The sequence below is a fragment of the Pseudomonas sp. S1_G07 genome (genome assembly GCF_054668565.1).
The window spans coordinates 2,521,667-2,546,672 of record NZ_CP162778.1 but is presented as its reverse complement, the minus strand read 5'-3'; the positions used below and the strand labels follow the sequence as shown (position 1 = coordinate 2,546,672).

The following is a 25,006-nucleotide window of genomic DNA, read 5'->3' as shown; positions in this document are numbered from 1 at the left end:
TGGGGCAAGCCCACAGGTATTCAGGCCAGGTAGCCATCCGCGCGCAACAGGGTTTCCAGGCAGTGGTCGGTGATGTGGTAGAACGCCTTGAGTTGCTGGACCTTCTCCAGCAACTGCGCGTTGTCCACCGGCTCGGCGCGCTTGACCGCCAGGATCATCTTGTTCTTGTTGGTATGTTCCAGGGAGATGAACTCGAACACCTTGGTCTCGTAGCCGCAGGCTTCGAGGAACAGTGCACGCAGGCTGTCGGTGACCATTTCCGCCTGCTGGCCCAGGTGCAAACCGTATTGCAGCATCGGCTTGAGCAGCACCGGGCTCTGGATCTGCAGGCGGATCTGTTTATGACAGCACGGCGAGCACATGATGATCGACGCACCGGAGCGGATACCGGTGTGGATCGCATAATCGGTGGCGATGTCACAGGCATGCAGGGCAATCATCACGTCCAGTTCGCTGGGCGCCACACTGCGCACGTCGCCACATTTGAATACCAGCCCCGGGTGTTCCAGGCGCGCGGCGGCAGTGTTGCACAGGGTCACCATGTCTTCGCGCAGTTCCACGCCGGTGACTTCGCCATCGGCCTTGAGGGTGTTGCGCAGGTAGTCGTGGATGGCGAAGGTCAGGTAGCCCTTGCCCGAGCCGAAGTCGGCGACACGCACCGGCTGGTCCAGCTTCAGCGGTGACGAGGTCAACGCATGGCTGAACACCTCGATGAACTTGTTGATCTGTTTCCACTTGCGCGACATCGACGGGATCAGCGCCTGTTTGGCGTCGGTCACGCCCAGGTCGGCGAGGAACGGCCGGCTGAGGTCGAGGAAGCGATGCTTCTCGCGGTTATGCTCGGCCGACGGCGCCTCGCGCAGTTGCTGCGGTTTGCTTTTGAACAGCGCGCTTTTGTTCTTCTTGCTGTATTCCAGCTGGGCTTCGTCGGTCAGCGACAACAGGTGCGCGTTCTTGAACGAGGCCGGCAGCAACTCGGCAATCGCCGCCACACCGTCGGCCAGGGGCAGGTTCTTGGTGATGTCGCGGGTCTTGTAGCGGTAGACGAAGGACAGGCACGCCTGCTCCTTGACCGTCACCGGCTTGATGATCAGCCGTTGCAACTCGGCGTCCTCACCCACGTACTTGGCCAGTACCAGCTTGATAAAGGCGTTCTGCGCCAGGCTTGTGTTCAGCAGTTCGATGAACTGGGCGTGGTGATCCGGTTGAACGGTGACAGACATGAACAAAAACGCCTCGGGCAGTGAATGCCAGGCATTTTAGGGGGGATGGGGTTTTAGGGCACGGGGTTATTTGATCAACGGTCGATAACCCACCGCAAATCAAATGTGGGAACTGCTTTATGTAGGAGCCGGGCTTGCCCGCGATGGCATCGCCTCGGTTGCCTGATAGACCGAGTTGCTTGCATCGCAGGCAAGCCAGCGCCTGCAAGAGCCATTGTGTGGCTTGGGTTATTCGAGTACGACCAGGCGGTTAGGCAATTCATTCCGAGCTTGCGTCACCGGCACATGCACCTTAAGCAACTCCCCGCACGCCTCGATGCAGGTAATGAACCCGGCCAATGTCTGCCCCTGTTTGACCTGCCGGGTAAACACCTTGACGATGGCATCCCAACTGCTGTTATCCAGGCGCGTGGAAATACCGTCGTCCACCAGGATCTCCACATAGCGCTCGGCCTCGCAGACAAAAATCAGCACCCCGGTGCTGCCCACGGTGTGGTGCAGGTTCTGCTCCAGGAACTGCCGGCGCGCCAGGTTGGATGCGCGCCAGTGGCGCACGGAGCGGGGGATCAAGCGGGTGGTGACCTTGGGCAGGCGAAACACCAGGCACAACACGATGAACGTCGCCCACTGCGCCAACAGCAAGGTGTACATGCTCAGGTAGCCCGACACGTAATGCACCACACCCGGCACCACCAACGCGATCAAACTGGCCCATAACAACGGGATATAGGCGTAGTCGTCGGCACGCGCGGCCAGCACGGTCACCAGCTCGGCGTCAGTCTGTTGTTCGACCCGGGCAATCGCCTCGGCGACTTGGCGTTGCTCGTGTTCAGTCAGTAGTGCCATGGTTGTAGATGCTCTTTTCTCGTTATTGTCATTACCAGCCACCCGAAGCGCCGCCACCGCCGAAACCGCCACCGCCGCCGCGGAAACCACCACCGCCACCGCCTCCCCCGCCGCCGCGCCCACTGCTGCTGAGGATCGCCAGCAGGATAGCGCCCACCGGCAAGCCCATGCGGTTGCACAGCCACAACACACCGATCAGCAGGATAAACAGGCCAATGGAAAACCCCGGATTATCCTTGGCAAAGTTGGCATCCGCCACATGGGCCGGCACCGCCAGCGGCTCGCCGCCCACCACCTGGAGCATTGCCGCCACGCCGTCGCTGATGCCCTGGCTGTAATGACCGGCCTTGAACTTGGGCGCGATCACCTGGTTGATGATCACCCAGGACTGCGCATCGGTGAGCACGCCTTCCAGGCCATAGCCGACTTCGATGCGCAACTTGCGCTCATCGCGGGCGACGATCAGCAACGCACCGTTGTCCTTGCCCTTCTGGCCGATGCCCCACTGGCGGCCCAATTGGTAACCGAAGTCTTCAATGGGCACGCCTTGCAGGTCGGGCACGGTGACCACCACGATCTGGTCACCCGTGGTTTGCTCCAGCGCCTGCAATTGTTGGGTCAGCTGCTGGCGCGTGGCAGGGTCGATCATTTGGGCGTTATCCACCACCCGCCCGGTCAGCGCCGGGAAGGTCAACGCCGCCTGGGCCACGCCCACGCAGGCCAACAGCCACAGCGCCAGGCCTATCCTTAATAAACGCATCGACACCTCAATGCAGCCTTATTTGAACTTCACTTGCGGCGCTTTATCGGCATCGGCACTGGTGGCTTCAAACGTGGCGCGGATCGGCAGGTCGCTGTACATCACGCTGTGCCACAGGCGACCGGGGAACGTGCGGATCTCGGTGTTATAGGCTTGCACGGCCTGGATAAAGTCGCGGCGGGCCACGGCGATACGGTTTTCGGTGCCTTCAAGCTGGGATTGCAAGGCCAGGAAATTCTGGTTGGCCTTCAGGTCCGGGTAACGCTCGGACACCACCATCAGGCGGCTCAGAGCACTGCTCAAGCCATCCTGGGCTTGCTGGAACTGCTTGAGTTTTTCCGGATTGTCGAGGGTGCTGGCATCCACCTGGATCGAGGTGGCCTTGGCCCGCGCTTCGATCACGGCGGTGAGGGTATCTTGCTCATGGGCGGCGTAGCCCTTGACCACTTCCACCAGGTTGGGGATCAGGTCGGCGCGGCGTTGGTACTGGTTCTGTACCTGGCCCCAGGCGGCTTTGGCCTGCTCGTCCAGGGTGGGAATAGTGTTGATGCCGCAACCACTGAGCACCGTGCTGATCAATAGCAAAGCCGCGGCTTTCAAGCCCCAGCGGTAACCGTGTGCTGCTTGCATGGTGTTTCTCCTGCCCAACTTGGATGGAATGTGATGACTAACCCTATAAACCACGCGCTTGGGGCATAATCCGCCACCACTGGCATGCATCGAGCCAATCAGCTACAAAGATGCCCAGCGCGATAAAGAGTTCAGAGTGTGCTGCATTTATCTGAACAACACCCGAACAACAATAGACGCTCCCCACATTTTGGCCGACAGCGTTCCCCGGATGCTGTGCAGTGAGCCGAAAAAGGATATTCATGAAAAAGCTGTGTTTGCTCGGCCTTGTTGCAACGCTGGCCACCCACCCCGCCTGGGCAGAAACAAAGCCTGCTGCGCTTAAAGACAAGGACGCCTTTGTCAGCGACCTGCTCAAGCAGATGACCCTCGATGAAAAGATCGGCCAATTGCGCCTGATCAGCATCGGCCCGGAAATGCCCCGCGAGCTGATCCGCAAGGAAATCGCCGCCGGCCACATCGGTGGCACCTTCAACTCCATCACCCGCCCGGAAAACCGTCCGATGCAGGACGCGGCCATGCGCAGCCGCCTGAAGATCCCGATGTTCTTCGCCTATGACGTGATCCACGGCCACCGCACAATCTTCCCGATCAGCCTGGCCCTGGCCTCCAGCTGGGACATGGACGCCATCGGCCGCTCCGGGCGCATCGCCGCCCAGGAGGCCGCCGCCGACAGCCTCGACATCACCTTTGCGCCGATGGTCGACATCTCCCGCGACCCGCGCTGGGGCCGCACCTCCGAAGGCTTCGGTGAAGACACCTACCTGGTCTCGCGCATTGCACAAGTGATGGTCAAGGCCTTCCAGGGCGCCAGCCCCGCCAATGCCGACAGCATCATGGCCAGCGTCAAGCACTTTGCCCTGTATGGCGCGGTGGAAGGCGGGCGCGACTACAACGTGGTCGACATGAGCCCGGTCAAGATGTACCAGGACTACCTGCCGCCCTACCACGCCGCGATCAAGGCCGGCGCCGGCAGTGTGATGGTGGCGCTCAACTCGATCAACGGTGTGCCTGCCACCGCCAACACCTGGCTGATGAACGACCTGCTGCGCAGGGACTGGGGCTTCAAGGGCCTGGCCGTGAGCGACCATGGCGCGATCTTCGAGCTGATCAAGCACGGCGTGGCCAAGGACGGGCGTGAAGCCGCCAAGCTGGCAATCAAGGCCGGCATCGACATGAGCATGAACGACTCGTTGTACCGCAAGGAATTGCCGGGGCTGCTCAAGTCCGGCGAGATCGAGCAGAGCGACATCGACAACGCTGTGCGCGAAGTGCTCGGCGCCAAGTACGACATGGGCCTGTTCAAAGACCCGTACCTGCGCATCGGCAAGGCCGAGGATGACCCGGCCGACACCTACGCCGAGAGCCGCCTGCACCGCGCCGATGCCCGTGACATCGCGCGCCGCAGCCTGGTACTGCTGAAAAACCACGACAACACGCTGCCGCTGAAGAAGTCCGCGACCATTGCCCTGGTCGGCCCGCTGGCCAAGGCGCCGATCGACATGATGGGCAGCTGGGCCGCCGCGGGTAAGCCGGCACAATCGGTGACCCTGCTCGATGGCTTGAATGCCGTGATCGGCGAGAAAGGCAAGGTCATCTATGCCCGTGGCGCCAACATCACCAACGACAAGGCCGTGGTCGACTACCTCAACTTCCTCAACTTCGATGCCCCGGAAGTGGTGGATGACCAGCGCTCGCCGCAGGTAATGATCGATGAAGCGGTCAAGGCCGCCAAGCAGGCCGACGTGGTGGTCGCCGCCGTGGGCGAATCCCGTGGCATGTCCCACGAGTCCTCCAGCCGCACCGACCTGAACATCCCGCAAAGCCAGCGCGACCTGATCAAGGCGCTCAAGGCTACCGGCAAACCGCTGGTGCTGGTGCTGATGAACGGCCGCCCGCTGTCGATCGTGGAAGAAACCCAACAGGCCGACGCGATCCTGGAAACCTGGTTCTCCGGTACCGAAGGCGGCAACGCCATCGCCGACGTGCTGTTCGGTGACTACAACCCGTCGGGTAAACTGCCGATCACCTTCCCGCGTTCGGTGGGGCAGATTCCGACCTACTACAACCACCTGACCATCGGCCGGCCATTCACCCCAGGCAAGCCGGGCAACTACACCTCGCAGTACTTCGATGACACCACCGGGCCGCTGTTCCCATTCGGCTATGGCCTGAGCTACACCACGTTCAGCCTGTCGGACATGGCGCTGTCGTCCACCACCCTGAACAAGACCGGCAAGCTCGATGCCAGCGTCACGTTGAAAAACACCGGCAAGGTCGACGGCGAAACCGTGGTGCAGCTGTATATACAGGACGTGGCCGGCTCGATGATCCGCCCGATCAAGGAGCTGAAGAACTTCCAGAAAATCATGCTCAAGGCCGGTGAAGAACGCACCTTGCACTTCACCATCACCGAAGACGACTTGAAGTTCTACAACACCCAACTCAAGTACGCGGCGGAGCCGGGCGAGTTCAATGTGCAGATCGGGTTGGACTCCCAGGATGTGCAACAGCAGACGTTCGAGTTGTTGTAAGAGCTAGAACACCTGTAGGAACTAGGCGCCCCCTCGCTCCTACAGGTGATCCCGTCAGCCGCGTCTGTCGAGCAGATTGACCACCAACCGATCAACCCACCCCCACACCCGCTGCTTCACCCGCCGCCACAATGGCCGCGACTTCCACGCCTCCAGACTCACCGCCTGGCTCTGGGCAAAATCGCGCTCGAAACTGCTCGCCACCGCCGCCGTCAATTCCGGGTCCAATGCTTCGAGGTTGGCTTCCAGGTTGAAGCGCAGATTCCAGTGGTCGAAATTGCATGAGCCGACGCTCACCCAGTCATCCACCAGCACCATTTTCAGGTGCAGAAAGCACGGTTGGTATTCAAAAATCTGCACCCCCGAACGCAGTAACCGCGGGTAATAACGGTGGCCTGCGTAACGCACGGACGGGTGGTCGGTGCGCGGGCCGGTGAGCAGCAGGCGCACATCCACCCCGCGCCCTGCGGCACGACGCAAGGCACGACGCACGCCCCAGGTGGGCAGAAAATACGGGGTGGCCAGCCAGATACGCTGCTGGCCTTTGTTCAAGGCGCGGATCAGCGATTGCAGGATGTCGCGGTGTTGCCGGGCGTCGGCATAGGCAACGCGACCAAGGCCGGGCCCGGTCGCCGGTACCTTGGGCAGGCGCGGCAACCCGAAATGGGTGGAGGGCTTCCACTCCCGGCGCGCCGCGTTGGCGTGCCATTGGCGGTCGAACAGCGCTTGCCAGTCCAGCACCAGCGGGCCGCTGATCTGCACCATCACTTCGTGCCAGTCGGCGGTGTCTTGCCCTGGTGTCCAGAATTCATCGGTCACGCCGGTACCGCCGACCACGGCAATGGCCTGGTCAATCAGCAGCAACTTGCGATGGTCGCGATACAGGTTGCGCATCCAGCGCCGCCAGTTCAGACGATTGTAGAAACGCAGCTCCACACCCACATCGGTCAAGCGCTTGCGCAGCCCAAGCGTGAATGCCAGGCTGCCGTAATCATCAAACAGGCAGCGCACCTGCACGCCACGCTCGGCCGCCAGGACCAGCGCCTGCACCAGGGCTTCGGCGCAGGCCCCGGCTTCCACCAGGTACAACTCCAGATCAACCTGGCGCTCGGCGCGGGCAATGCCCACCAACATCTGCGGGAAGAAACGCGGCCCGTCGATCAGCAACTCGAACTGGTTGGCGCTGCGCCAGGGGAACACTGCGCCGCTCACGTCAGCGCGCCGTAAAAATCAGCACCGCACCCACCGGCACCGACAAACTGATCGACTTGAGCCCCGCCGCCTGGCGCAACGCCGCCACCCCCGGCGCCAGGTCAAAATCCTCGGCATGCAACACCAGCGGCTCCAGGGTCACCACCTGGAAACGCCGGTCATCCAGGCGCGTGGCCAACAGCTCGGCGCTGTAGGTGTGGGTCTTGCCATGCAAAGTCACGCTCAATGGCAAGCGCAATTCCAATTGCGCACCGGGAGCCAGGTCATTGATCGGTTGCAGGTTGATCTGCGCGCTGATCTGCGCTTCGGGGAAAGTCTTGATCTCGAACAGTTGGTTGCGCATGCGCTCATCGCGCAGCGGGATGCCGCTGTTGACCGACTCCAGCTCCACTTCCAACGTTGCCGCGCCCTGGCTGTCGACCTTGCCGTGCAACACCAGGAAGCGCTGCACTTCGGCCATTTCGGTGTTTTTGGTGGTGACGAAAGAGAGGCGCGAGGATTCGTTGTCCAGGTACCAGTCGGCGTGGGCGGGCACGGCCGCACAGGTCAGCAGCGTGAAGACCAGAGGTTTGACATTGAACATAAAGACTCATGGGGCAAAAAACCTGCACGAACCTTAAGCGCAATGTCACAACAGGCGCAAATCCAATGTGGGAGCGGGCTTGCTCGCGAATGCGGTGAGCCAGTCGGCACATTTTTACCGACAGACCGCTTTCGCGAGCAAGCCCGCTCCCACAGGGGATCTTTGGTGTGTCAGGGGGTCAGGCGACAGCCTTGGCGCTCCCCCATCCACCTTGCCGTATGCGTACGCCCCAACCCACTCGCCGTCACCTCACTACGCTCCGGGCTATCCCTGAACGCACTGGTCGGCACGTATTGCTTCACATACCCCAAGCAATACTCTGCCGGGTTGTTCGCCACGTACCGGCACGAGCAGTATTCCTTGGCAGTGTACGCCGCGATGATGTCGGGGAAGGCTTGCAGGTTGACGCGCTCGTGCCACACCCAGCCCAGCAGGGCGAGCAACAGCAGCACAAAGACGCTGGTAAACGGCCGACGACGGATCATGGTTGCACCGCCGCGAGCACGCGCTTGAGCAGTTCGTTGTGGCGGTAGCTGCTGTCGCGGTCGTCGCCGTAGCGCACGATCACCAGGTGTTCGGCGGGCATCACGTAGAGCGCCTGGCCCCAGTGGCCGAGGGCGGCGAAGGTGTCGGCCGGGGCGTCGGGCCAGGGTCTTGGGGTGCCTTGGTTGAGCCACCAATGGCCGCCGGGAACGGCTTCGTCCTGGCCGGTTTTGTATTTAGCGAAAGGCTGGAGGTTGAAAGCGACCCACTCCTTGGGCAGCAATTGTTGCTCCCCCCAACGCCCCTCCCGCGCCATCAGCAGGCCGACACGCGCCAGGTCGCGGGCGGTGAGGTAGGCGTAGGACGAGGCGACAAAGGTTTCATCGGCGTCGGTTTCCCAAGTGGCGTTGCGAATGCCCAAAGGCTTGAACAACGCATCCCATGGGTAGCTCATGTAGGCCTTGTGGCCGAGCATGCCCTTGAGCGCGGCGGACAATATATTGCTGTCGCCACTGGAGTAACGAAAGACCTGGCCCGGTGCGCTTGAAGCGTCCATATCCGCGGTGAACGCGGCCATATCGCTACGACCACGGGTGTAAAGCATCGCCACCACCGAGGATTTCAGCGGGGCGTATTCGTAGTCTTCCTGCCAGTCCAGGCCCGAGGCCCAGTGCAGCAGGTCGGCCATGGTCACTGTGGGGTGCTGTTTCATCGGCGGATAGAAACGCGCCACGGGGTCGCTGAGTTTGAAGCGATTATCGCCGTAGGCCACGCCAAGCACGGTGGCCATCAGGCTCTTGCTGATCGACCAGGTGAGGTGCGGCGTACTGGCTGTGGTGGGCGCGGCGTAGCGTTCATAGATGACCTGGCCGTCGCGGATCACCAGCAGCGCATCGGTGCGAATGCCCTGGCGGGTGGCATCGTCACGTGGTGGGAAGGCGTAGGCGTCGAGCGCGTCGACGGCGGGACCGGACAGTGGCGTGCCCTTGGCCCAATCCTTGTCAGGCCAGGTTTCGGCGCGGGAGGTGACGGTGACAAGCAGCAGGGCAACACACAACAGGCCTCTGACCATGGACGCAAACTCAAGGGGGCAATCAAGCCCGCGAGCCTAGCCGAGACTGATGACAGATTGGCGACACGAGGGCTGTCATCCAAGCGTCACCATAACTTCATGGAGATGACACCGGGGCTACATAGCCTGAGTTTGGACAAACAAGTCGACCGGCCGAAAAGTGGCTGGCACTCGGAGATTCGCCATGACTCAGATCGCCCGCATCAGCGACACCGGCAATGAACGCCGCCTGCAAGCCGAACGCCTGATTGGCGCGAAGGCTTTGCAGGAAGCCCAGGCCCTGCGTTTCAACGTGTTCAGCGGCGAGTTCAACGCCAAGCTGAAAGGCGCGGAACTCGGCCTGGACATGGATGACTATGATGTTCACTGCAGCCACATCGGCGTGCGGGATTTGAACAGCGGTCGATTGGTCGCCACCACCCGTTTGCTCGACCACCAGGCCGCCAGCACCCTGGGCCGGTTCTACAGCGAAGAAGAATTCAGCCTGCATGGCTTGCTGCACTTGCAGGGCCCGATCCTGGAAATCGGCCGCACCTGCGTCGACCCGGCCTACCGCAACGGTGGCACCATCGCAGTGTTGTGGGGCGAGTTGGCCGAAGTGCTCAACGAAGGCAGCTACAGCTACCTGATGGGTTGCGCGAGCATCCCGATGCATGACGGCGGCATTCAGGCCCACGCGATCATGCAGCGCCTGCGCGAACGCTACCTGTGCAACGAACACCTGCGCGCCGAACCTAAAAAGCCACTGCCGGCGCTGGACCTGCCGTCCAACGTCATCGCCGAGATGCCGCCGTTGCTCAAGGCCTATATGCGCCTGGGCGCGAAGATCTGCGGCGAGCCGTGCTGGGATGAAGATTTCCAGGTGGCCGACGTGTTCATCCTGCTCAAGCGCGATGAACTGTGCCCGCGTTACGCCCGCCACTTCAAGGCGGCCATGTGATGAGCCGCCTGCGCGTCTACGGGCGCATTGCTCGCGTATTGGTGGTGGTGGCGCTGGGCTTGAGCATGGCCAGTGTGTTTGGCCTGTTCGAACGTTTGGGCGTGGCCAACTCGATGGTGCGCCGCCAGCGCTGGTCGCGGTTCTTTATGGCGCGGCTGACCAATGCCCTGCCCTTTCGCGTCACGGTGCACGGTGAGTTGCCGACGCAGCCGATGCTGTGGGTGAGCAATCACGTGTCCTGGACCGACATTCCGCTGCTGGGCGCAGTGGCGCCAATGTCGTTTTTGTCCAAGGCTGAAGTGCGCACCTGGCCGGTGGCCGGCTGGTTGGCGGCCAAGGCCGGCAGCCTGTTTATCCGCCGCGGCTCAGGCGATAGCCAGTTGATCCGCAAGCAGATGACCCGCCATCTGGAGCAACAGCACCCACTGCTGATGTTCCCCGAAGGCACCACCACCGATGGGCGCAGCCTGCGGACCTTCCACGGGCGCTTGTTGGCCAGTGCAATTGACGCGGATGTGTCGCTGCAACCGGTGGCGATTCGTTATCTGCGCGATGGCCAGGTGGACACGCTGGCGCCGTTCATTGGTGATGATGATCTGCTGTCGCACCTGATGCGCCTGTTTACCAACGACCAGGGCGATGTGGAAATCCATGTGCTCAAGCCGATCGCCTGCGCCGGGCAGGAGCGCGCGGCGCTGGCGTATCAGGCGCAGCAGGCGGTGCAGAAGGCGTTGTTCGGTGAAGTGGTGCAACCGGCTGAACCGCGTGGCGCATTGATCGCCGCCTGATCGCTGCCGCTGTAGGAGCGAACTTGTTCGCGAAAAACGAACAGGCGACACGGGCTACCAGATAGCGCTGCGTTATCGTTAACGATCTTCGCGAGCAAGCTCGCTCCTACAGAAGTCTTGCAACAGCGGGTAGAAAACGCTGAAGTCTTCACTGAGTGGCTCGTATAGCCTGCGCAACTCCTGCATGGCATGGCCCAATTCCTCAGGCTGTGTCAGGCGCCGCGAAATCCCCCGCAACACCGGCTCCATCACCGCGAACTCACGGTATGAACCCAGCCAATCATCCGCTGCCATATAGGGCGCGATCTGTGCCAACCGCCCTGGCAACTCAGGTTCGGCCTTCAGTACGCGATACACCTGCGTGGTGAAGTGCTCCAGCGGCTGGTCCGCATACAGCGCCCAATCCCGCGCCAGGCAATGATCGAAAAACACGTCGAGGACGATCCCGGCATACCGCCTGCGGGTCAGGCTGAAGCGCGACAACGCCTCGCCGACCAACGGATGGCTGTCGGTGAAGCGGTCGATGGAACGATGCAGCTGGATCGCCGCTTCGACTTGCGGGCTGAACTGCCCCTGCAGGCGGCCTTTGACGAAGTCGCCATACAGGCTGCCCAGCAGTTGCGCAGGAAGTTGGCCGCCCAGGTGCAGATGTGCGAGATAATTCATGGCGCGCAGTCTAACACCTCCGCCAACGTATCGTTATAACCCGATATACCGATTTAGCCTGTTCTCAGAGCAAAATCATATTGGTATATCGGAATACAACGATTTAAAGTTCGCCTCATCGCGATATAACGCTTTACGACACCGAGCATCTGCCATGTCCATCGACCTCGACGAAATAATAAAAGCCCTGGCGCACCCAGTACGACGAGACATCCTCACCTGGCTGAAAGACCCGAAGGTGCAGTTCCCCGAGCAACTGCACAACCATGAATACGGCATCTGCGCCGGGCAGATCGACCAGCGCTGCGGCTTGTCCCAGTCGACCGTGTCGGCGCACCTGGCCACGTTGCAGCGGGCGGGTTTGATCAGCAGCCAGAAGGCCGGGCAGTGGCATTTTTTCAAGCGCAATGAGGAAGTGATCCAAGCCTTCCTCGCGGCACTTATCACTGAGCTGAGCGCTGAATTCAGCGCCCCGTTGTAACGAGGAAACGACAATGCCCCTCTCGCTACTTATCCTGGCCCTGAGCGCCTTCGCCATCGGCACCACCGAGTTCGTCATCATGGGCCTGTTGCCCGATGTGGCGGCGGACCTCGGCGTGTCGATCCCCGGCGCCGGCTGGCTGGTCACCGGTTACGCCCTGGGCGTGGCCATTGGCGCACCGTTCATGGCACTGGCCACCGCCAAGCTGCCACGCAAGGCCGCCCTGGTAGCGCTGATGGGCATCTTTATTGTCGGCAACCTGCTCTGCGCGCTGGCCAGTGACTACAACGTGCTGATGGTTGCCCGTGTGGTCACCGCGCTGTGCCACGGTGCCTTCTTTGGCATCGGTTCGGTGGTTGCGGCCAACCTGGTGCCGGCCAACAAGCGTGCGTCGGCCGTGGCCTTGATGTTCACCGGTTTGACCCTGGCCAACGTCCTTGGCGTGCCACTGGGTACGGCGCTGGGCCAGGAAGCCGGCTGGCGTTCGACCTTCTGGGCTGTGACCGTGATTGGCGTAATCGCCTTGATCGGCCTGATCCGCTTCCTGCCCGCCAAGCGTGACGAAGAAAAACTCAATATGCGCGCCGAGCTGGCCGCCCTCAAAGGCGCCGGGATCTGGTTGTCGCTGAGCATGACCGCACTGTTCGCCGCCTCCATGTTCACCCTCTTCACCTATGTCGCGCCGCTGCTCGGCGATGTCACTGGCGTGTCGCCCAAGGGCGTGACCTGGACCCTGCTGTTGATCGGCCTGGGCCTGACCGTGGGCAACATCATCGGTGGCAAGCTGGCGGACAAACGCCTGGCGGCCACCCTGGTCGGTGTGTTTATCAGCATGGCGGTGGTGTCCACCGCGCTGAGCTGGACCAGCGTCGCGGTGGTCCCGACCGAGATCACCCTGTTCCTGTGGGCCACCGCCTCGTTTGCCGCCGTCCCTGCGTTGCAAATCAACGTGGTGACCTTCGGCAAGGCCGCACCGAACCTGGTGTCCACCTTGAACATCGGCGCCTTCAATATCGGCAACGCCCTCGGCGCCTGGGTCGGCGGCAGCGTGATTGCCCATGGTTTCGGCCTGACCCGCGTGCCTTTGGCTGCGGCGGCCCTGGCGCTCCTGGCGCTGGTGGTGACGCTGATTACTTTCCGTCAGAGCGGCGATGCCGATCTGGCCCCTGCGACCAACTGATCCACTCAATTGAAAGGGTGTTATCCCATGACGACTATTTTCGATCCAATCACACTGGGCGACCTGCAACTGTCGAACCGCATCATCATGGCGCCACTGACCCGCTGCCGTGCCGACGACGGTCGCGTGCCCAACGCGCTGATGGCCGAGTACTACGTGCAACGCGCCTCCGCCGGGCTGATCCTCAGCGAAGCCACCTCGGTGACGCCAATGGGCGTGGGCTACCCGGACACCCCGGGCATCTGGTCCAACGACCAGGTGCGCGGCTGGGCCAACGTCACCAAGGCCGTGCATGGCGCGGGCGGCAAGATCTTCCTGCAACTGTGGCACGTCGGGCGCATCTCCCATGAGTCGTACCTGAACGGCGACACCCCGGTGGCACCGAGTGCGATCCAGCCCAAAGGCCACGTCAGCCTGGTGCGCCCACTGGCCGACTTCCCGACCCCGCGCGCCCTGGAAACCGCTGAAATCGCCGACATCGTCGATGCTTATCGCACCGGGGCCGAAAACGCCAAGGCTGCTGGTTTTGACGGTGTTGAGATCCACGGCGCCAACGGCTACCTGCTCGATCAGTTCCTGCAAAGCAGCACCAACAAGCGCACTGACAACTACGGCGGCTCCCTGGAAAACCGCGCGCGCCTGTTGCTGGAAGTGACCGATGCCGCCATCGAAGTCTGGGGCGCCGGCCGCGTGGGCGTGCACCTGGCACCGCGCGCCGACGCCCACGACATGGGTGACGACAACCTGGCGGAAACCTTCACTTACGTCGCCAGTGAACTGGGCAAGCGTGGCATCGCCTTTATCTGCTCGCGCGAAAAAGAAGGCGCGGACAGCCTGGGCCCACAACTGAAAAAAGCCTTCGGCGGCATGTACATCGCCAACGAACGTTTCACCAAAGACAGCGCCAACGCCTGGCTGGCGGCGGGCAAGGCGGATGCGGTGGCCTTCGGTATACCGTTCATTGCCAACCCGGACTTGCCGGCGCGCCTCAAAGCCGATGCTCCGCTGAACGAAGCGCACCCGGAAACCTTCTACGGCAAGGGCCCGGTGGGTTATATCGACTACCCGACGATGGCGCTGTAATCGCCTGCGACGCACAACCCACTGTGGGAACGGGCTTGCCCGCGAATGCGATGAATCAGTCAGCTTGGCTGACAGACCGCTTTCGCGGGCAAGCCCGTTCCCACATGTTGTATTTGTACAGCCAGGTAACAATCCTTAACAGCCTTGCAACAAAATCGCTACAAAATACTAAGTCGGCGACCTATCAACCGCCCGCCGGCCCCTATATAAAGTCCCCCCACAAATAAAGCAGAAGGACGATTGATCATCCTTAGGCTTTACTGTTGACATAAGCTGATGCAATTACGCATTTTGTCTTAATTGCGCAGGCTAGGGCTCAGGCGCAGCATATCGAGCCCAGCATCCACCCAGCGTTCGGCCTCCTGATGTAACTGGAAGCTGTCGGGTACCAGCAGCCACTGGCCAATCAGCCCGTTAATGTAGGCATGAATGCATACGGCTCCACGAGTCGTGTCGAGGTTTTCTGGAAGTTGCCCACGATGGACCGCGTTACGCAGTGTCAGGCCGATGCGCAGGTTGCATTCGAGGCTGTGGGTTTGGCGCTGGCGGCGCATGTCGCACATTTCATCGGTGAATTCGCACTTATGAAACAAGATCTCATTGATGCGCCGGGTTTTCGGGTCCAGGGCCACTTGGTGAAACAAATGAATCAACAACTGGCGCATGCAGCCCAGAGGGTCGAGTTCGTCCTCGCTCTCACTGGCCCTGGCCAACTCGTCCAGCGGCTCGTGCAGGGTGTCGAGCAACGCCCGCAGCAGGTCGGATTTATTGCTGAAGTGCCAGTAGATGGCACCCCGCGTCACACCGGCCAGCGCGGCGATGTCCGCCAGCGTAGTCCGCGCAACACCGCGATCGTAAAAGGCTTGCTCGGCGGCTTGGAGAATCTGGCTGCGTGTTTCCTGAGCTTCCTCTTTGGTGCGACGAACCATGGCAATACAACCTCAATCAGGGCACTTAAGACTATCGCCAACGCGTTCTCAACAGACGTTGCCGATCATCTAAATATTTGTGGGACGCCACCGTCATGGGTGACGAACGTAGTGAAAACGAGGCTTTGGGCGTTGCTTTGTCAACATTGCGCCAAACCTGTCAAGAGTTTACAAACAACCATGAACGTAAGTATATTGCGTAGCAAGCTACTTATCTACTCACGACCTGTTTTTTACCCTTCCACCCTTCTTGTGCGCACTGCGCGCGCCTGACCCGAGGATCTTCATGCAACTTAAGCCAGCTGTTACCGCTCTGGTCACTGCCGTCGCCCTGGCATCGCTGCTCAGCGGATGTAAAAAGGAAGAAGCGGCTCCGCCCGCTCAAATCCCTCAGGTCGGCGTGGTCACCATCGAACCGCAAGCCTATACCCTGACCACCGAGCTGCCAGGCCGCACCACGGCCTACCGCATCGCGGAAGTTCGCCCACAGGTCAACGGCATCATTCTCAAGCGCCTGTTCAAGGAAGGCGCGGACGTGAAGGAAGGCCAGCAGCTTTATCAGATCGACCCGTCGGTCTATGAAGCCACCCTGAAAAGCGCACAGGCCAACCTGACCCAGACCAAGTCCATCACCGACCGCTACAAGCAGTTGGTCGATGAACAAGCCGTCAGCCGCCAGGAGTACGACACCGCCGTCGCCAACCGCATGACTGCCGAAGCAAACGTTCAAACCGCCCAGATCAATGTGCGCTACACCAAAGTGCTCGCGCCGATTTCCGGGCGTATCGGGCGTTCCGCGGTGACCGAAGGCGCGCTGGTCAGCAATGGCCAGGCCGACGCCATGGCGGTGATCCAGCAACTGGACCCGATCTATGTCGACGTCACGCAGTCTTCCGCTGACATGCTGAAACTGCGCCGTGACCTGGAGAGCGGCCAACTGGAGAAAGCCGGCGCCAATGCCGCCAAGGTCAAGCTGACCCTGGAAGACGGCAGCGACTACGGTCACGACGGCAAACTGGAGTTCTCCGAAGTGTCGGTCGACCAGACCACCGGTTCGGTGACCCTGCGCGCCGTGTTCCCCAACCCTGACCACACCCTGCTGCCCGGCATGTTCGTACACGCCCAATTGCAGGCCGGCGTGAACAGCAAGGCAATCCTGGCACCCCAGCAAGGCGTGACCCGTGACATCAAGGGCATCCCGACTGCGTTGGTGGTGAACAAGGACAACAAGGTCGAGCAACGCACCTTGGTGGCCAACCGCACTGACGGCGCCTACTGGCTGGTGGAAAAAGGCCTGAACGCCGGTGATCGCGTGATCACCGAGGGCCTGCAGTTCATCAAGCCGGGCATCGAAGTCAAGGTCAAGGACGCCGACAACGCCAAGCCCGCCGGTTCCGCCGCCGCTGCTCCTGCTGCCGCGCCTGGCCAGGGGGAGTAACCCATGTCGAAATTTTTTATCGACCGTCCCATTTTCGCCTGGGTCATTGCCCTGGTGATCATGCTGGTCGGGGCACTGTCGATCCTGAAGCTGCCCATCAACCAATACCCGGCCATCGCACCCACCGCGATCGACATCCAGGTGACCTACCCGGGCGCGTCCGCACAAACCGTGCAGGACACCGTGGTGCAGGTGATCGAACAACAGCTCAACGGTATCGACAACCTGCGTTATGTCGCCTCGGACAGTAACTCCGACGGCAGCATGACCATCACCGCGACGTTCAACCAGGGTACCAACCCGGACATCGCCCAGGTTCAGGTGCAGAACAAGCTGAACCTTGCCACCCCACTGCTGCCGCAGGAAGTGCAGCAACAGGGTATCCGCGTCACCAAGTCGGTAAAAAACTTCCTGATGGTGATCGGTCTGGTGTCGGAAGACGGCAGCATGACCAAGGACGACCTGTCGAACTATATCGTGTCCAACATCCAGGACCCGATTTCCCGTACCGCGGGCGTGGGTGACTTCCAGGTGTTCGGCTCCCAGTACGCCATGCGTATCTGGCTCGACCCGGCCAAGCTGAACAACTACCAGTTGACGCCGGTAGACGTCAGTACGGCCATTGCCGCGCAGAACGTCCAGGTGGCCACCGGTCAACTGGGCGGCCTGCCTGCCCTGCCCGGCACCCAGCTGAACGCGACCATCATTGGCAAGACCCGCCTGCAAACCGCAGAAGAGTTCGGCAAGATCCTGATGAAGGTGAACACCGACGGTTCCCAGGTGCGCCTGCGTGACGTCGCGCGTATCGAGCTTGGCGGCCAGAACTACAGCATCAGCGCGCAGTTCAACGGCAAGCCGGCATCCGGCATGGCGATCAAGCTGGCGTCCGGTGCCAACGCCCTGGACACCGCCAAGGCCATCCGCGCCACCGTGGCGTCCCTGGAACCGTTCTTCCCGCCAGGCATGAAGGCGGTGGTGCCGTATGACACCACGCCGGTTGTGAGCGAATCGATCTCCGGCGTGGTACACACCCTGGTCGAAGCGATCGTGCTGGTGTTCCTGGTGATGTTCCTGTTCCTGCAGAACTTTCGCGCCACCATCATCACCACCATGACCGTACCGGTGGTATTGCTGGGGACCTTCGGCATCCTTGCCGCGTTCGGCTTCACCATCAACACCCTGACCATGTTCGGCATGATCCTGGCCATCGGTTTGCTGGTGGACGATGCCATCGTGGTAGTGGAGAACGTCGAGCGGGTCATGGCCGAGGAGCACCTGTCGCCGAAAGAGGCGACGGTCAAGTCCATGGGCCAGATCCAGGGAGCCCTGGTGGGTATTGCCCTGGTCCTGTCGGCGGTACTGCTGCCGATGGCGTTCTTCGGGGGCTCCACCGGTGTGATCTACAAACAGTTCTCCATCACCATCGTTTCGGCCATGGCGCTGTCGGTACTGGTTGCCCTGATCTTCACCCCGGCCTTGTGCGCCACCATGCTCAAGCCGATCGACCCTGAGAAGCACGGCCAACCCAAGCGTGGTTTCTTTGGCTGGTTCAACCGCACCTTCGACCGTAGCGTGATCAGCTACGAGCGCGGCGTGGGCAACATGATCAAGCACAAGTTTCCGGCATTCCTGGTGTACCTGATCATTTTCGCCGGCATGATCTGGCTGTTCACCCGCATTCCAAGCGCGTTCCTGCCCGAGGAAGACCAGGGTGTGATCTTTGCCCAGGTACAGACCCCGGTCGGCTCTTCGGCTGAACGTACGCAAAAAGTCGTCGACGACATGCGTGCCTTCCTGCTCAACGACAAGGAAGGCGAGCCCGGCGAAGGCAAGGCCGTGAAGTCGGTGTTTACCGTTAACGGCTTCAACTTCGCCGGCCGTGGCCAGAGCTCGGGCCTTGCGTTCGTGATGCTCAAGCCGTGGGGCGAGCGCGACGCTTCACAATCGGTCTTCGAAGTGGCCAAGCGTGCCCAGGGTTACTTCTTCGGAGCCTTCAAGGACGCCATGGTATTTGCCATCGTGCCGCCTTCGGTGCTGGAGCTGGGTAACGCCACCGGTTTCGACGTGTTCCTGCAAGACCAGGGCGGTGTCGGCCACGAAAAACTGATGCAAGCGCGTAACCAGTTCCTCGGCATGGCCGCCCAGAGCAAGATCCTGGCCGGTGTGCGCCCCAACGGCGTGAACGATGAGCCGCAGTATGAGCTCACGGTCGACGACGAAAAGGCCAGCGCACAAGGCATTACGCTGTCGAGCATCAACCAGACCCTGGCGATTGCCCTGGGTGGCAGCTACGTCAACGACTTCATCGACCGTGGTCGAGTGAAGAAAGTGTACGTGCAGGGTGAGGCCGCCAGCCGGATGTCCCCGGAAGACCTGAACAAGTGGTTCGTGCGCAGCAGCTCCGGGAAGATGGTGCCGCTGTCGGCCATTTCCTCGGGCAAGTGGATCTTCGGCTCGCCCAAGCTCTCGCGCTATAACGGTGTAGCGGCGATGGAAATCCTCGGTACCCCGGCGCCGGGCTACAGTACCGGTGACGCCATGGCCGAAGTCGAGCGCATCGCCAAGCAATTGCCGGCGGGCGTGGGCTATGCCTGGACCGGCCTGTCGTACGAAGAACGCCTGTCCGGCTCCCAGGCGCCTGCGTTGTACGCCCTGTCGCTGCTGGTGGTGTTCCTGTGCCTCGCGGCGCTGTACGAAAGCTGGTCGATCCCGATTGCGGTGGTACTGGTCGTGCCGCTGGGTGTAGTGGGTGCGTTGATCGCGACCAGCCTGCGCGGGTTGTCCAACGACGTGTTCTTCCAGGTGGGCCTGTTGGTAACGGTGGGCCTGGCGGCGAAAAACGCCATCCTGATCGTGGAGTTCGCCAAAGAGCTCCACGAACAAGGCAAAGGCATCGTCGAATCGGCCATCGAAGCCTCCCGCATGCGTCTGCGCCCGATCATCATGACCTCCATGGCGTTCATCCTTGGCGTGTTGCCGCTGGCGATTTCCTCGGGCGCAGGTTCCGGCAGCCAGCACGCGATCGGTACCGGCGTTATCGGCGGTATGATCACGGCCACTGTCCTGGCGATCTTCTGGGTACCGTTGTTCTTTGCCACCGTGTCTTCCCTGGGCGAGCGCAAAAAGCCCCACACTTCTGAAACTCCTAAAGAGGCTGGCCAATGAGCAAGTCGCTACTTTCCCTAGCCGTCACCGCATTCGTGCTCAGTGGCTGCTCGCTGATTCCTGACTATCAGCGCCCCGAAGCGCCGGTGGCGGCTCAGTTCCCGCAGGGCCCGGCGTATTCGTCGGCCCAGGCGCCGAACCAGGCCGCTGCCGAGCAGGGCTGGAAGCAGTTTTTCCACGACCCTGCCCTGCAACAGCTGATCCAGACCGCGCTGGTGAACAACCGTGACCTGCGTGTCGCGGCCTTGAACATCGACGCCTATGCGGCGCAGTACCGCATCCAACGCGCCGACCTGTTCCCGGCCGTGTCGGCCACTGGCAGCGGCAGCCGCCAGCGTGTACCGGCGCGCGCTTCGCAAAGCGGCCAAGCGAACATCACCAGCCAGTACTCGGCTACCCTCGGGATCAGCGCTTATGAGCTGGACCTGTTCGGCCGCGTGCGCAGCCTGAGCGAAGAAGCGCTGCAAAAGTACTTCGCCACCGAAGAAGCGCGGCGCAGCACCCAGATCAGCCTGGTGGCCAGCGTGGCCAATGCCTACCTGACCTGGCAGGCCGACAAGGAACTGCTCAAGCTCACCCAGGAAACCCTGGGTGCCTATGAGCAGAGCTTCAAGCTCACCTCGCGCAGCAACGAAGTCGGCGTGGCCTCTGCCCTCGACCTGAGCCAGGCGCGCACCTCGGTGGAAAACGCCCGGGTCGCACTGGCGCGTTATACCCGCCAGGTAGCCCAGGACGAAAACAGCCTGACCCTGCTGCTGGGTACCGGCCTGCCGGCGAATATCGCCAGCCGGCCGCTGTCGGATAACCTGCTCAGCGAAGTGCCGGCCGGGTTGCCATCGGACCTGCTGCAACGTCGTCCCGACATCATGCAGGCCGAGTACAACCTCAAAGCGGCTAACGCGAACATCGGCGCGGCCCGTGCAGCGTTTTTCCCGAGTATCCGCCTGACGGCCAATGCCGGCACCCTGAGCCCGGACCTGGGTGGCCTGTTCAAGGGCGGTTCGGGGACCTGGTCGTTCGCGCCGCAGATCAACATCCCGATCTTCAACGCCGGTAGCCTGCGCGCCAGCCTGGACTACTCGAAGATCCAGAAAGAGATCAACGTGGCCAACTACGAGAAGGCGATCCAGACCGGCTTCCAGGAAGTCTCCGACGGCCTCGCCGCCCGCGAGACCTACAAGCAGCAACTGGATGCCCAACGCGGTTTCGTCGCAGCCAACCAGGATTACTACCGCCTGGCCGAGCGTCGCTACCGCATTGGCGTCGACAGCAACCTGACCTTCCTCGACGCCCAGCGCCAATTGTTCAGTGCCCAGCAATCGCTGATCACCGACCGCCTGGCGCAGTTGACCGCCGAGGTCAACCTGTACAAGGCCCTTGGCGGCGGCTGGAACGAGCAGACCGCAAAGAACGAGCCGTTGAAAGAAGAAGCGCCAGCGACGAAGTTGTTCTGATCGCAGCGCAGTAAACAAAAAACCGCCTCCTTTACAGGAGGCGGTTTTTTTATGTGCCCGCACTTGATCAAAATGTATTCAGGTACTGAGCCGCAGGGTTGAGCATTTGACCTCCATGCCCTCCCCGTTGCCTGTCTGCCACTTGATCGAGAAGCTGACGTCGATCGACGCCTTACCCGCACCATCGTCAGAAAGGTGATTCACGCTCAAATTGCCCGAATAGCTCTTCGGCAAGTATTCCAAGTACCCCTCCAACCCGAAGCTGGCCTGTATGGGGAAAGGTGGTGGGCCGATGTCGTACTTCATACCGGGTTCCAGCGGGAGATTATCGGCCTCAAGCGTCAACTCGTTCTTTGAACCGGGGTTGTCCATGATCCCCAGGCGTATACGTAACTGGTAGCCCTCGATGTAGGAGCTCAACTCGAGGGCATCGAAGTTGATCGGCACGCTCCTAATCACATCTGCCTTGAACTCATTCGAGGCGGTTCGAGACGCCTCCGTATCCGATTCCGTGCCCATCAGTTCTTCTCCCTTAAGCGTTTCAAATAGACTGTTACCGCCCCCAAAATAGCCCCTTGAAACCCGCGCATCTACTGTCATACCTGACAGTAGACGCCTGAGCCCGTATGCCTGAAGCTGGCGCGTTGAGCGCCTTGCTTTCCCTTCAACCTTTCAGGGGCAAAACCGTTGAAAAAAGGCATCGGTGATCAAGGTGTCATCCCTGACATCACGTCCGGGTTCTCCCAGGGAACGCTGGCGTAATTCCAGCATCCGCAGCGACTACAGCAACAACGAATTCGATGAAAACCGGTTGATCGTCAGTTGCCCGATAAGTCTGCTGTGAACCGGCGCGGCACTTACTGTATCGTGCGCGCCTGCCGCTGCTGATCCGCCCAGCAGCGGCCTCTCATTCGAGCCTGCGCACACCATGAAATCCGTTGCCATCGCATCCGCCGTGCTTGCCCTGGCCATCAGCCTCAGCGGCTGTATTGGCGCGCCCATCGCCCTCACGCCGCAGACCGAACAGCGCCTGCAAGCCCAGGCGCCAATCCGCTTCCTGCTGACCTTCGATGACGGCCCCAGTGCCTCGGGCTACAACAACCCGAGCCGTTCGGTGGTGGCCGACCTGGCAGACAACCCAGTCTTGCCGGGGATCAAGGCGGTGTTCTTCCTGCAAACCGAAGCGGCCCGCTCCGGCGGCAGTTTGCGCGGCCGCAAGATCATGGAGCGGGAATACGCAGGCGGGCACATCCTGGCCTTTCACACAGCCACGGCGTTTCATACCAACCACCGCTGGCTGAACGATGCAGAACTGGAACGCACCCTCACCCAGGGCGCAGCCGACATTGCCGCGATCACCGGCACACCGCCGACCCTGGTTCGTCCGCCATTCTGGAACTACGACCGCCGCACCTACGCCGCCTACCAGCGCCATGGCATGCACGTGTTGCTCACCGACTTGAGTGCCAATGACGGCAAGATCTGGGGTTTCAATGCCAGCCCACGGCGTCGTGCCAACCTGTACCGGCAACTGTCGGTGGTGCGCGAACGCATCGCGCTGGGGGAGTTGCCGACGATAGACGGTGTGATACCGGTGGTGGTGACCTTCCATGACATCAACCGCTACACCGCGCGGCATCTGCAGGAATACCTGCAGATCCTGATGGACAGTGCCCACGTCAACAGCCTGAAGACCGCCACCGAGCCGTTCTACACCGACTCAGCCCAACTGGAGCGCGCCGCCTTGGCGCGCACGGTCAAGAATGTGAACGAAGAGGTGCATCTGCCGGGGGTATGGAACTGGGTGTGGGATGCCGACGCCCGCTGAAGAGGGGATAAGCCCCACAGAAACTTACATTACGTGCAGGAACCTCAAACACCGCGCGACGCACTACTCAATGGAATGTTAACTCCCCACAGAGAGTAGAGCGCTAATGATAAGTCCGGTACCGTTCGCCCCCTCCAGCCTGCCACCTGCCTTAGGCGAAGCTTCCAGCAACGCTCCCTCACCGACCCTCAAGGCACCGCCCAGGAGACGTCCAAGCCATGACGATTTCCTGGGGCGTTTCACATCTGCATCCCGATTAACCAGCGATCAATATTACGTACAAAAGTACCCAAAATACGTCAATACCACCCCCGTGTTTCAGGATGACCAAATCAAGGTCTCGTACGAATCCACTTGGCTCACGGAGAAAAAGGGGCCGCCCTTTAACGAGGACGGCCGCTTCGTCATTGAAACGGGGGACAAAGACGACAGGATCGACATCCAATCACTGCCAAACAATGAAATCGGCGTGAAGGTCAATGGCCGTCCTTATCAAATCAAACTTCCACGCAATGACTTCTTCCTTGCAGGGCTACACGTCAAGTCAAAAGGTGGGGATGACGCGATACGGGTCGATCCTTCTGTCAACATCCCTGTCACCATCGAGGCCGGCAGTGGGCGCGACAGGATCGACGCGCTCGGCAGTGGCGAGATGAATGTCTACGGTGGCGCTGGCGATGATGAAATCACGCTCGGCCGCGGTACGTCCTATGCTGAAGGCAATGATGGAAATGACACGATCCGGGGAGGTACCGGAAAAGCCGTCATCTACGGCAACAATGGTAACGACCGGCTGTTTTCCGGCGTGGGCGGCAAGGGCACATTTGCCCATGTGGACGGAGGCAACGGAAACGACCTTATCGTCAGCCAAAGCCCCTTTACCGTGGCTCACGGCGGGGCCGGCGACGACCTGATGATCGGCACCGGCCGAACCACGTTCTACACCGGCCAAGGCCGAGACGTTGTGCTGAGCAGAAGTACCAACGACAAAATCTTTGCAACGGCGGGCGACCGCATTTCACGCGTGGTCGGCTCAACGTTGAAACAAGTCAAGATCGACAACAACGCGGGCAAGGCCGCGTTCAACATTGTCGGCTCCGATGCGTTCAAACAGCGAACCGAGGATGACTTGGCGTTATTAAGAAGTTCACCCACGGCCCAAAAGATGCTGGCTGAGTTGGACAACGCCGCCCAACGCAACGGTGCGCCTATCGACTTGAAGGAAACGGAAGCGGCCAGTTCCAACTACGCATACGCAAACGACTTCACTCGAAAAAAAGATGACGCGTTGGAAGATTACGAGGGTATCGAAGAGTCTCCCCAGCTTGGTTTTATCGAGAACGACCAGAGAGGCGCCGCGGCCAAGGGAGCCAGCGTGCATCACAATGCAAAGTTCACGAACCCTCACTATGATGCTTTGCCGATAAACAGCCTTTACCACGAACTTTCCCACGCTTATAACGGCGCGAACGGTACCCTGCTGCCAGGACGTTCAAATCCCCCAGGCGAGGACTATCCAGTACCCAATCTGGAGCTTCAGGCCTTGGGCCAGGAGACGAATGCTCCTGCGTTCGATATCGACAACGCCCCCTCTACACCTCCCACGAACACCAATCCCAAAGCGCTGACAGAAAATGGCTTGCGCGAAGAAATGGGGTTTCCCTTGCGCACTCGGTATTACATGCTCCCCAACGCCGACGAATAATGACCT

22 protein-coding genes and 1 pseudogene are annotated in these 25,006 nt (G+C 61.1%); 12 read left to right on the top strand and 11 right to left on the bottom strand.

Features of this window, described 5'->3' with window-relative positions:
* Positions 1–20: 20 nt before the first annotated feature.
* From AB4O05_RS11635 to AB4O05_RS11620, 4 genes are all read right to left on the bottom strand, one after another.
* The gene (locus tag AB4O05_RS11635; protein ID WP_460137448.1) at positions 21–1,223 is read right to left on the bottom strand and encodes a class I SAM-dependent methyltransferase; all 1,203 of its coding nucleotides are present in this window, start codon (positions 1,221–1,223) and stop codon (positions 21–23) included.
* A gap of 228 nt (positions 1,224–1,451) precedes the next feature.
* A complete protein-coding gene (locus tag AB4O05_RS11630) occupies positions 1,452–2,069 on the bottom strand; it encodes a TPM domain-containing protein (RefSeq protein ID WP_460137450.1) in 618 nt (205 codons plus the stop codon).
* 31 nt (positions 2,070–2,100) lie between these two features.
* Positions 2,101–2,829, bottom strand: a complete 729-nt coding sequence (locus tag AB4O05_RS11625; protein ID WP_460137451.1) for a TPM domain-containing protein — start codon at positions 2,827–2,829, stop codon at positions 2,101–2,103.
* 18 nt (positions 2,830–2,847) lie between these two features.
* Positions 2,848–3,459, bottom strand: coding sequence for a LemA family protein (locus AB4O05_RS11620; RefSeq protein WP_460137452.1), 612 nt, complete (start codon positions 3,457–3,459; stop codon positions 2,848–2,850).
* 242 nt (positions 3,460–3,701) lie between these two features.
* Here AB4O05_RS11620 and bglX point away from each other — a divergent pair, with 242 nt between their 5' ends.
* Positions 3,702–5,993 carry a beta-glucosidase BglX gene (bglX, locus tag AB4O05_RS11615; protein ID WP_460137453.1) on the top strand — a complete coding sequence of 764 codons (2,292 nt, stop codon included), beginning with the start codon at positions 3,702–3,704 and terminating at the stop codon, positions 5,991–5,993.
* A gap of 54 nt (positions 5,994–6,047) precedes the next feature.
* Here the strand turns inward: bglX and AB4O05_RS11610 are convergent, their stop codons facing one another.
* The 4 genes from AB4O05_RS11610 to AB4O05_RS11595 form a co-directional block, all read right to left on the bottom strand.
* The gene (locus AB4O05_RS11610; RefSeq protein WP_460137455.1) at positions 6,048–7,205 is read right to left on the bottom strand and encodes a phospholipase D-like domain-containing protein; all 1,158 of its coding nucleotides are present in this window, start codon (positions 7,203–7,205) and stop codon (positions 6,048–6,050) included.
* 1 nt (position 7,206) lies between these two features.
* Entirely contained in the window at positions 7,207–7,788 is a 582-nt protein-coding gene (locus tag AB4O05_RS11605) for a YceI family protein (protein WP_460137456.1), read from the bottom strand.
* 170 nt (positions 7,789–7,958) lie between these two features.
* Positions 7,959–8,273 carry an amidase gene (locus AB4O05_RS11600; protein WP_460137457.1) on the bottom strand — a complete coding sequence of 105 codons (315 nt, stop codon included), beginning with the start codon at positions 8,271–8,273 and terminating at the stop codon, positions 7,959–7,961.
* Entirely contained in the window at positions 8,270–9,343 is a 1,074-nt protein-coding gene (locus tag AB4O05_RS11595; protein WP_460137458.1) for a serine hydrolase domain-containing protein, read from the bottom strand. The genes AB4O05_RS11600 and AB4O05_RS11595 overlap by 4 nt, the downstream gene beginning before the upstream one ends.
* Positions 9,344–9,527: 184 nt before the next feature.
* On the opposite strand from AB4O05_RS11595, the gene olsB reads away from it, so the two are divergent.
* Positions 9,528–10,283, top strand: coding sequence for an L-ornithine N(alpha)-acyltransferase (gene olsB / locus AB4O05_RS11590; RefSeq protein ID WP_460137459.1), 756 nt, complete (start codon positions 9,528–9,530; stop codon positions 10,281–10,283).
* Positions 10,283–11,071 carry a lysophospholipid acyltransferase family protein gene (locus AB4O05_RS11585; RefSeq protein WP_460137460.1) on the top strand — a complete coding sequence of 263 codons (789 nt, stop codon included), beginning with the start codon at positions 10,283–10,285 and terminating at the stop codon, positions 11,069–11,071. Before olsB ends, AB4O05_RS11585 begins: the two co-directional genes overlap by 1 nt.
* Positions 11,072–11,149: 78 nt before the next feature.
* On the opposite strand, the gene AB4O05_RS11580 is transcribed toward AB4O05_RS11585, so the two are convergent.
* On the bottom strand, positions 11,150–11,737 hold the full coding sequence (locus AB4O05_RS11580) for an acyl carrier protein phosphodiesterase (protein WP_460137461.1): 588 nt from the start codon (positions 11,735–11,737) through the stop codon (positions 11,150–11,152).
* A gap of 154 nt (positions 11,738–11,891) precedes the next feature.
* On the opposite strand from AB4O05_RS11580, the gene AB4O05_RS11575 reads away from it, so the two are divergent.
* Genes AB4O05_RS11575 through AB4O05_RS11565 form a run of 3 tightly spaced genes read left to right on the top strand, consistent with a single transcriptional unit; the run spans position 11,892 to position 14,481 of the window.
* Entirely contained in the window at positions 11,892–12,218 is a 327-nt protein-coding gene (locus tag AB4O05_RS11575) for an ArsR/SmtB family transcription factor (RefSeq protein ID WP_460137462.1), read from the top strand.
* Positions 12,219–12,231: 13 nt separating this feature from the next.
* On the top strand, positions 12,232–13,398 hold the full coding sequence (locus AB4O05_RS11570) for an MFS transporter (protein ID WP_460137464.1): 1,167 nt from the start codon (positions 12,232–12,234) through the stop codon (positions 13,396–13,398).
* Positions 13,399–13,425: 27 nt separating this feature from the next.
* Positions 13,426–14,481 carry an alkene reductase gene (locus tag AB4O05_RS11565; protein WP_460137465.1) on the top strand — a complete coding sequence of 352 codons (1,056 nt, stop codon included), beginning with the start codon at positions 13,426–13,428 and terminating at the stop codon, positions 14,479–14,481.
* A 296-nt stretch (positions 14,482–14,777) separates the two neighbouring features.
* Here AB4O05_RS11565 and AB4O05_RS11560 read toward each other — a convergent pair whose 3' ends face one another.
* Entirely contained in the window at positions 14,778–15,410 is a 633-nt protein-coding gene (locus AB4O05_RS11560) for a TetR family transcriptional regulator (protein ID WP_460137466.1), read from the bottom strand.
* Between the two features lie 286 nt (positions 15,411–15,696).
* On the opposite strand from AB4O05_RS11560, the gene AB4O05_RS11555 reads away from it, so the two are divergent.
* From AB4O05_RS11555 to adeC, 3 genes are read left to right on the top strand one after another with little or no spacing between them, the layout of a single operon-like run.
* Positions 15,697–16,848, top strand: a complete 1,152-nt coding sequence (locus tag AB4O05_RS11555) for an efflux RND transporter periplasmic adaptor subunit (RefSeq protein ID WP_460137467.1) — start codon at positions 15,697–15,699, stop codon at positions 16,846–16,848.
* Positions 16,849–16,851: 3 nt separating this feature from the next.
* Complete coding sequence (locus AB4O05_RS11550; RefSeq protein ID WP_460137468.1) at positions 16,852–20,013, top strand: efflux RND transporter permease subunit; 3,162 nt, start codon at positions 16,852–16,854, stop codon at positions 20,011–20,013.
* Positions 20,010–21,467, top strand: coding sequence for an AdeC/AdeK/OprM family multidrug efflux complex outer membrane factor (adeC, locus tag AB4O05_RS11545; protein WP_460137470.1), 1,458 nt, complete (start codon positions 20,010–20,012; stop codon positions 21,465–21,467). The genes AB4O05_RS11550 and adeC overlap by 4 nt, the downstream gene beginning before the upstream one ends.
* 78 nt (positions 21,468–21,545) lie before the next feature.
* Here the strand turns inward: adeC and AB4O05_RS11540 are convergent, their stop codons facing one another.
* Positions 21,546–21,986: a hypothetical protein gene (locus AB4O05_RS11540; protein WP_460137472.1), complete on the bottom strand. Its 441-nt coding sequence runs from the start codon at positions 21,984–21,986 to the stop codon at positions 21,546–21,548.
* A gap of 232 nt (positions 21,987–22,218) precedes the next feature.
* On the opposite strand from AB4O05_RS11540, the pseudogene AB4O05_RS11535 reads away from it, so the two are divergent.
* From AB4O05_RS11535 to AB4O05_RS11525, 3 genes and pseudogenes are all read left to right on the top strand, one after another.
* Positions 22,219–22,311: pseudogene (locus AB4O05_RS11535) on the top strand (hypothetical protein); the annotation flags it as partial.
* Between the two features lie 84 nt (positions 22,312–22,395).
* Positions 22,396–23,295 (top strand): polysaccharide deacetylase family protein, encoded by a 900-nt coding sequence (locus AB4O05_RS11530; protein WP_460137473.1) that lies wholly within the window; start codon positions 22,396–22,398, stop codon positions 23,293–23,295.
* 106 nt (positions 23,296–23,401) lie between these two features.
* The gene (locus AB4O05_RS11525; RefSeq protein WP_460137475.1) at positions 23,402–25,000 is read left to right on the top strand and encodes a M91 family zinc metallopeptidase; all 1,599 of its coding nucleotides are present in this window, start codon (positions 23,402–23,404) and stop codon (positions 24,998–25,000) included.
* Positions 25,001–25,006 lie beyond the last annotated feature (6 nt).

What these genes read in the sequence shown, in the direction of transcription:
- AB4O05_RS11560 (WP_460137466.1), bottom strand. Translation starts at nt 15,410, where the DNA reads ATGGTTCGTCGCACCAAAGAGGAAGCTCAGGAAACACGCAGCCAGATT.
- AB4O05_RS11625 (WP_460137451.1), bottom strand. Translation starts at nt 2,829, where the DNA reads ATGCGTTTATTAAGGATAGGCCTGGCGCTGTGGCTGTTGGCCTGCGTG.
- AB4O05_RS11540 (WP_460137472.1), bottom strand. Translation starts at nt 21,986, where the DNA reads ATGGGCACGGAATCGGATACGGAGGCGTCTCGAACCGCCTCGAATGAG.
- AB4O05_RS11530 (WP_460137473.1), top strand. Translation starts at nt 22,396, where the DNA reads ATGAAATCCGTTGCCATCGCATCCGCCGTGCTTGCCCTGGCCATCAGC.
- AB4O05_RS11635 (WP_460137448.1), bottom strand. Translation starts at nt 1,223, where the DNA reads ATGTCTGTCACCGTTCAACCGGATCACCACGCCCAGTTCATCGAACTG.
- AB4O05_RS11605 (WP_460137456.1), bottom strand. Translation starts at nt 7,788, where the DNA reads ATGTTCAATGTCAAACCTCTGGTCTTCACGCTGCTGACCTGTGCGGCC.
- AB4O05_RS11575 (WP_460137462.1), top strand. Translation starts at nt 11,892, where the DNA reads ATGTCCATCGACCTCGACGAAATAATAAAAGCCCTGGCGCACCCAGTA.
- AB4O05_RS11550 (WP_460137468.1), top strand. Translation starts at nt 16,852, where the DNA reads ATGTCGAAATTTTTTATCGACCGTCCCATTTTCGCCTGGGTCATTGCC.
- AB4O05_RS11580 (WP_460137461.1), bottom strand. Translation starts at nt 11,737, where the DNA reads ATGAATTATCTCGCACATCTGCACCTGGGCGGCCAACTTCCTGCGCAA.
- AB4O05_RS11570 (WP_460137464.1), top strand. Translation starts at nt 12,232, where the DNA reads ATGCCCCTCTCGCTACTTATCCTGGCCCTGAGCGCCTTCGCCATCGGC.
- AB4O05_RS11565 (WP_460137465.1), top strand. Translation starts at nt 13,426, where the DNA reads ATGACGACTATTTTCGATCCAATCACACTGGGCGACCTGCAACTGTCG.
- adeC (WP_460137470.1), top strand. Translation starts at nt 20,010, where the DNA reads ATGAGCAAGTCGCTACTTTCCCTAGCCGTCACCGCATTCGTGCTCAGT.
- AB4O05_RS11620 (WP_460137452.1), bottom strand. Translation starts at nt 3,459, where the DNA reads ATGCAAGCAGCACACGGTTACCGCTGGGGCTTGAAAGCCGCGGCTTTG.
- AB4O05_RS11595 (WP_460137458.1), bottom strand. Translation starts at nt 9,343, where the DNA reads ATGGTCAGAGGCCTGTTGTGTGTTGCCCTGCTGCTTGTCACCGTCACC.
- AB4O05_RS11555 (WP_460137467.1), top strand. Translation starts at nt 15,697, where the DNA reads ATGCAACTTAAGCCAGCTGTTACCGCTCTGGTCACTGCCGTCGCCCTG.
- AB4O05_RS11525 (WP_460137475.1), top strand. Translation starts at nt 23,402, where the DNA reads ATGATAAGTCCGGTACCGTTCGCCCCCTCCAGCCTGCCACCTGCCTTA.
- bglX (WP_460137453.1), top strand. Translation starts at nt 3,702, where the DNA reads ATGAAAAAGCTGTGTTTGCTCGGCCTTGTTGCAACGCTGGCCACCCAC.
- AB4O05_RS11600 (WP_460137457.1), bottom strand. Translation starts at nt 8,273, where the DNA reads ATGATCCGTCGTCGGCCGTTTACCAGCGTCTTTGTGCTGCTGTTGCTC.
- olsB (WP_460137459.1), top strand. Translation starts at nt 9,528, where the DNA reads ATGACTCAGATCGCCCGCATCAGCGACACCGGCAATGAACGCCGCCTG.
- AB4O05_RS11585 (WP_460137460.1), top strand. Translation starts at nt 10,283, where the DNA reads ATGAGCCGCCTGCGCGTCTACGGGCGCATTGCTCGCGTATTGGTGGTG.
- AB4O05_RS11630 (WP_460137450.1), bottom strand. Translation starts at nt 2,069, where the DNA reads ATGGCACTACTGACTGAACACGAGCAACGCCAAGTCGCCGAGGCGATT.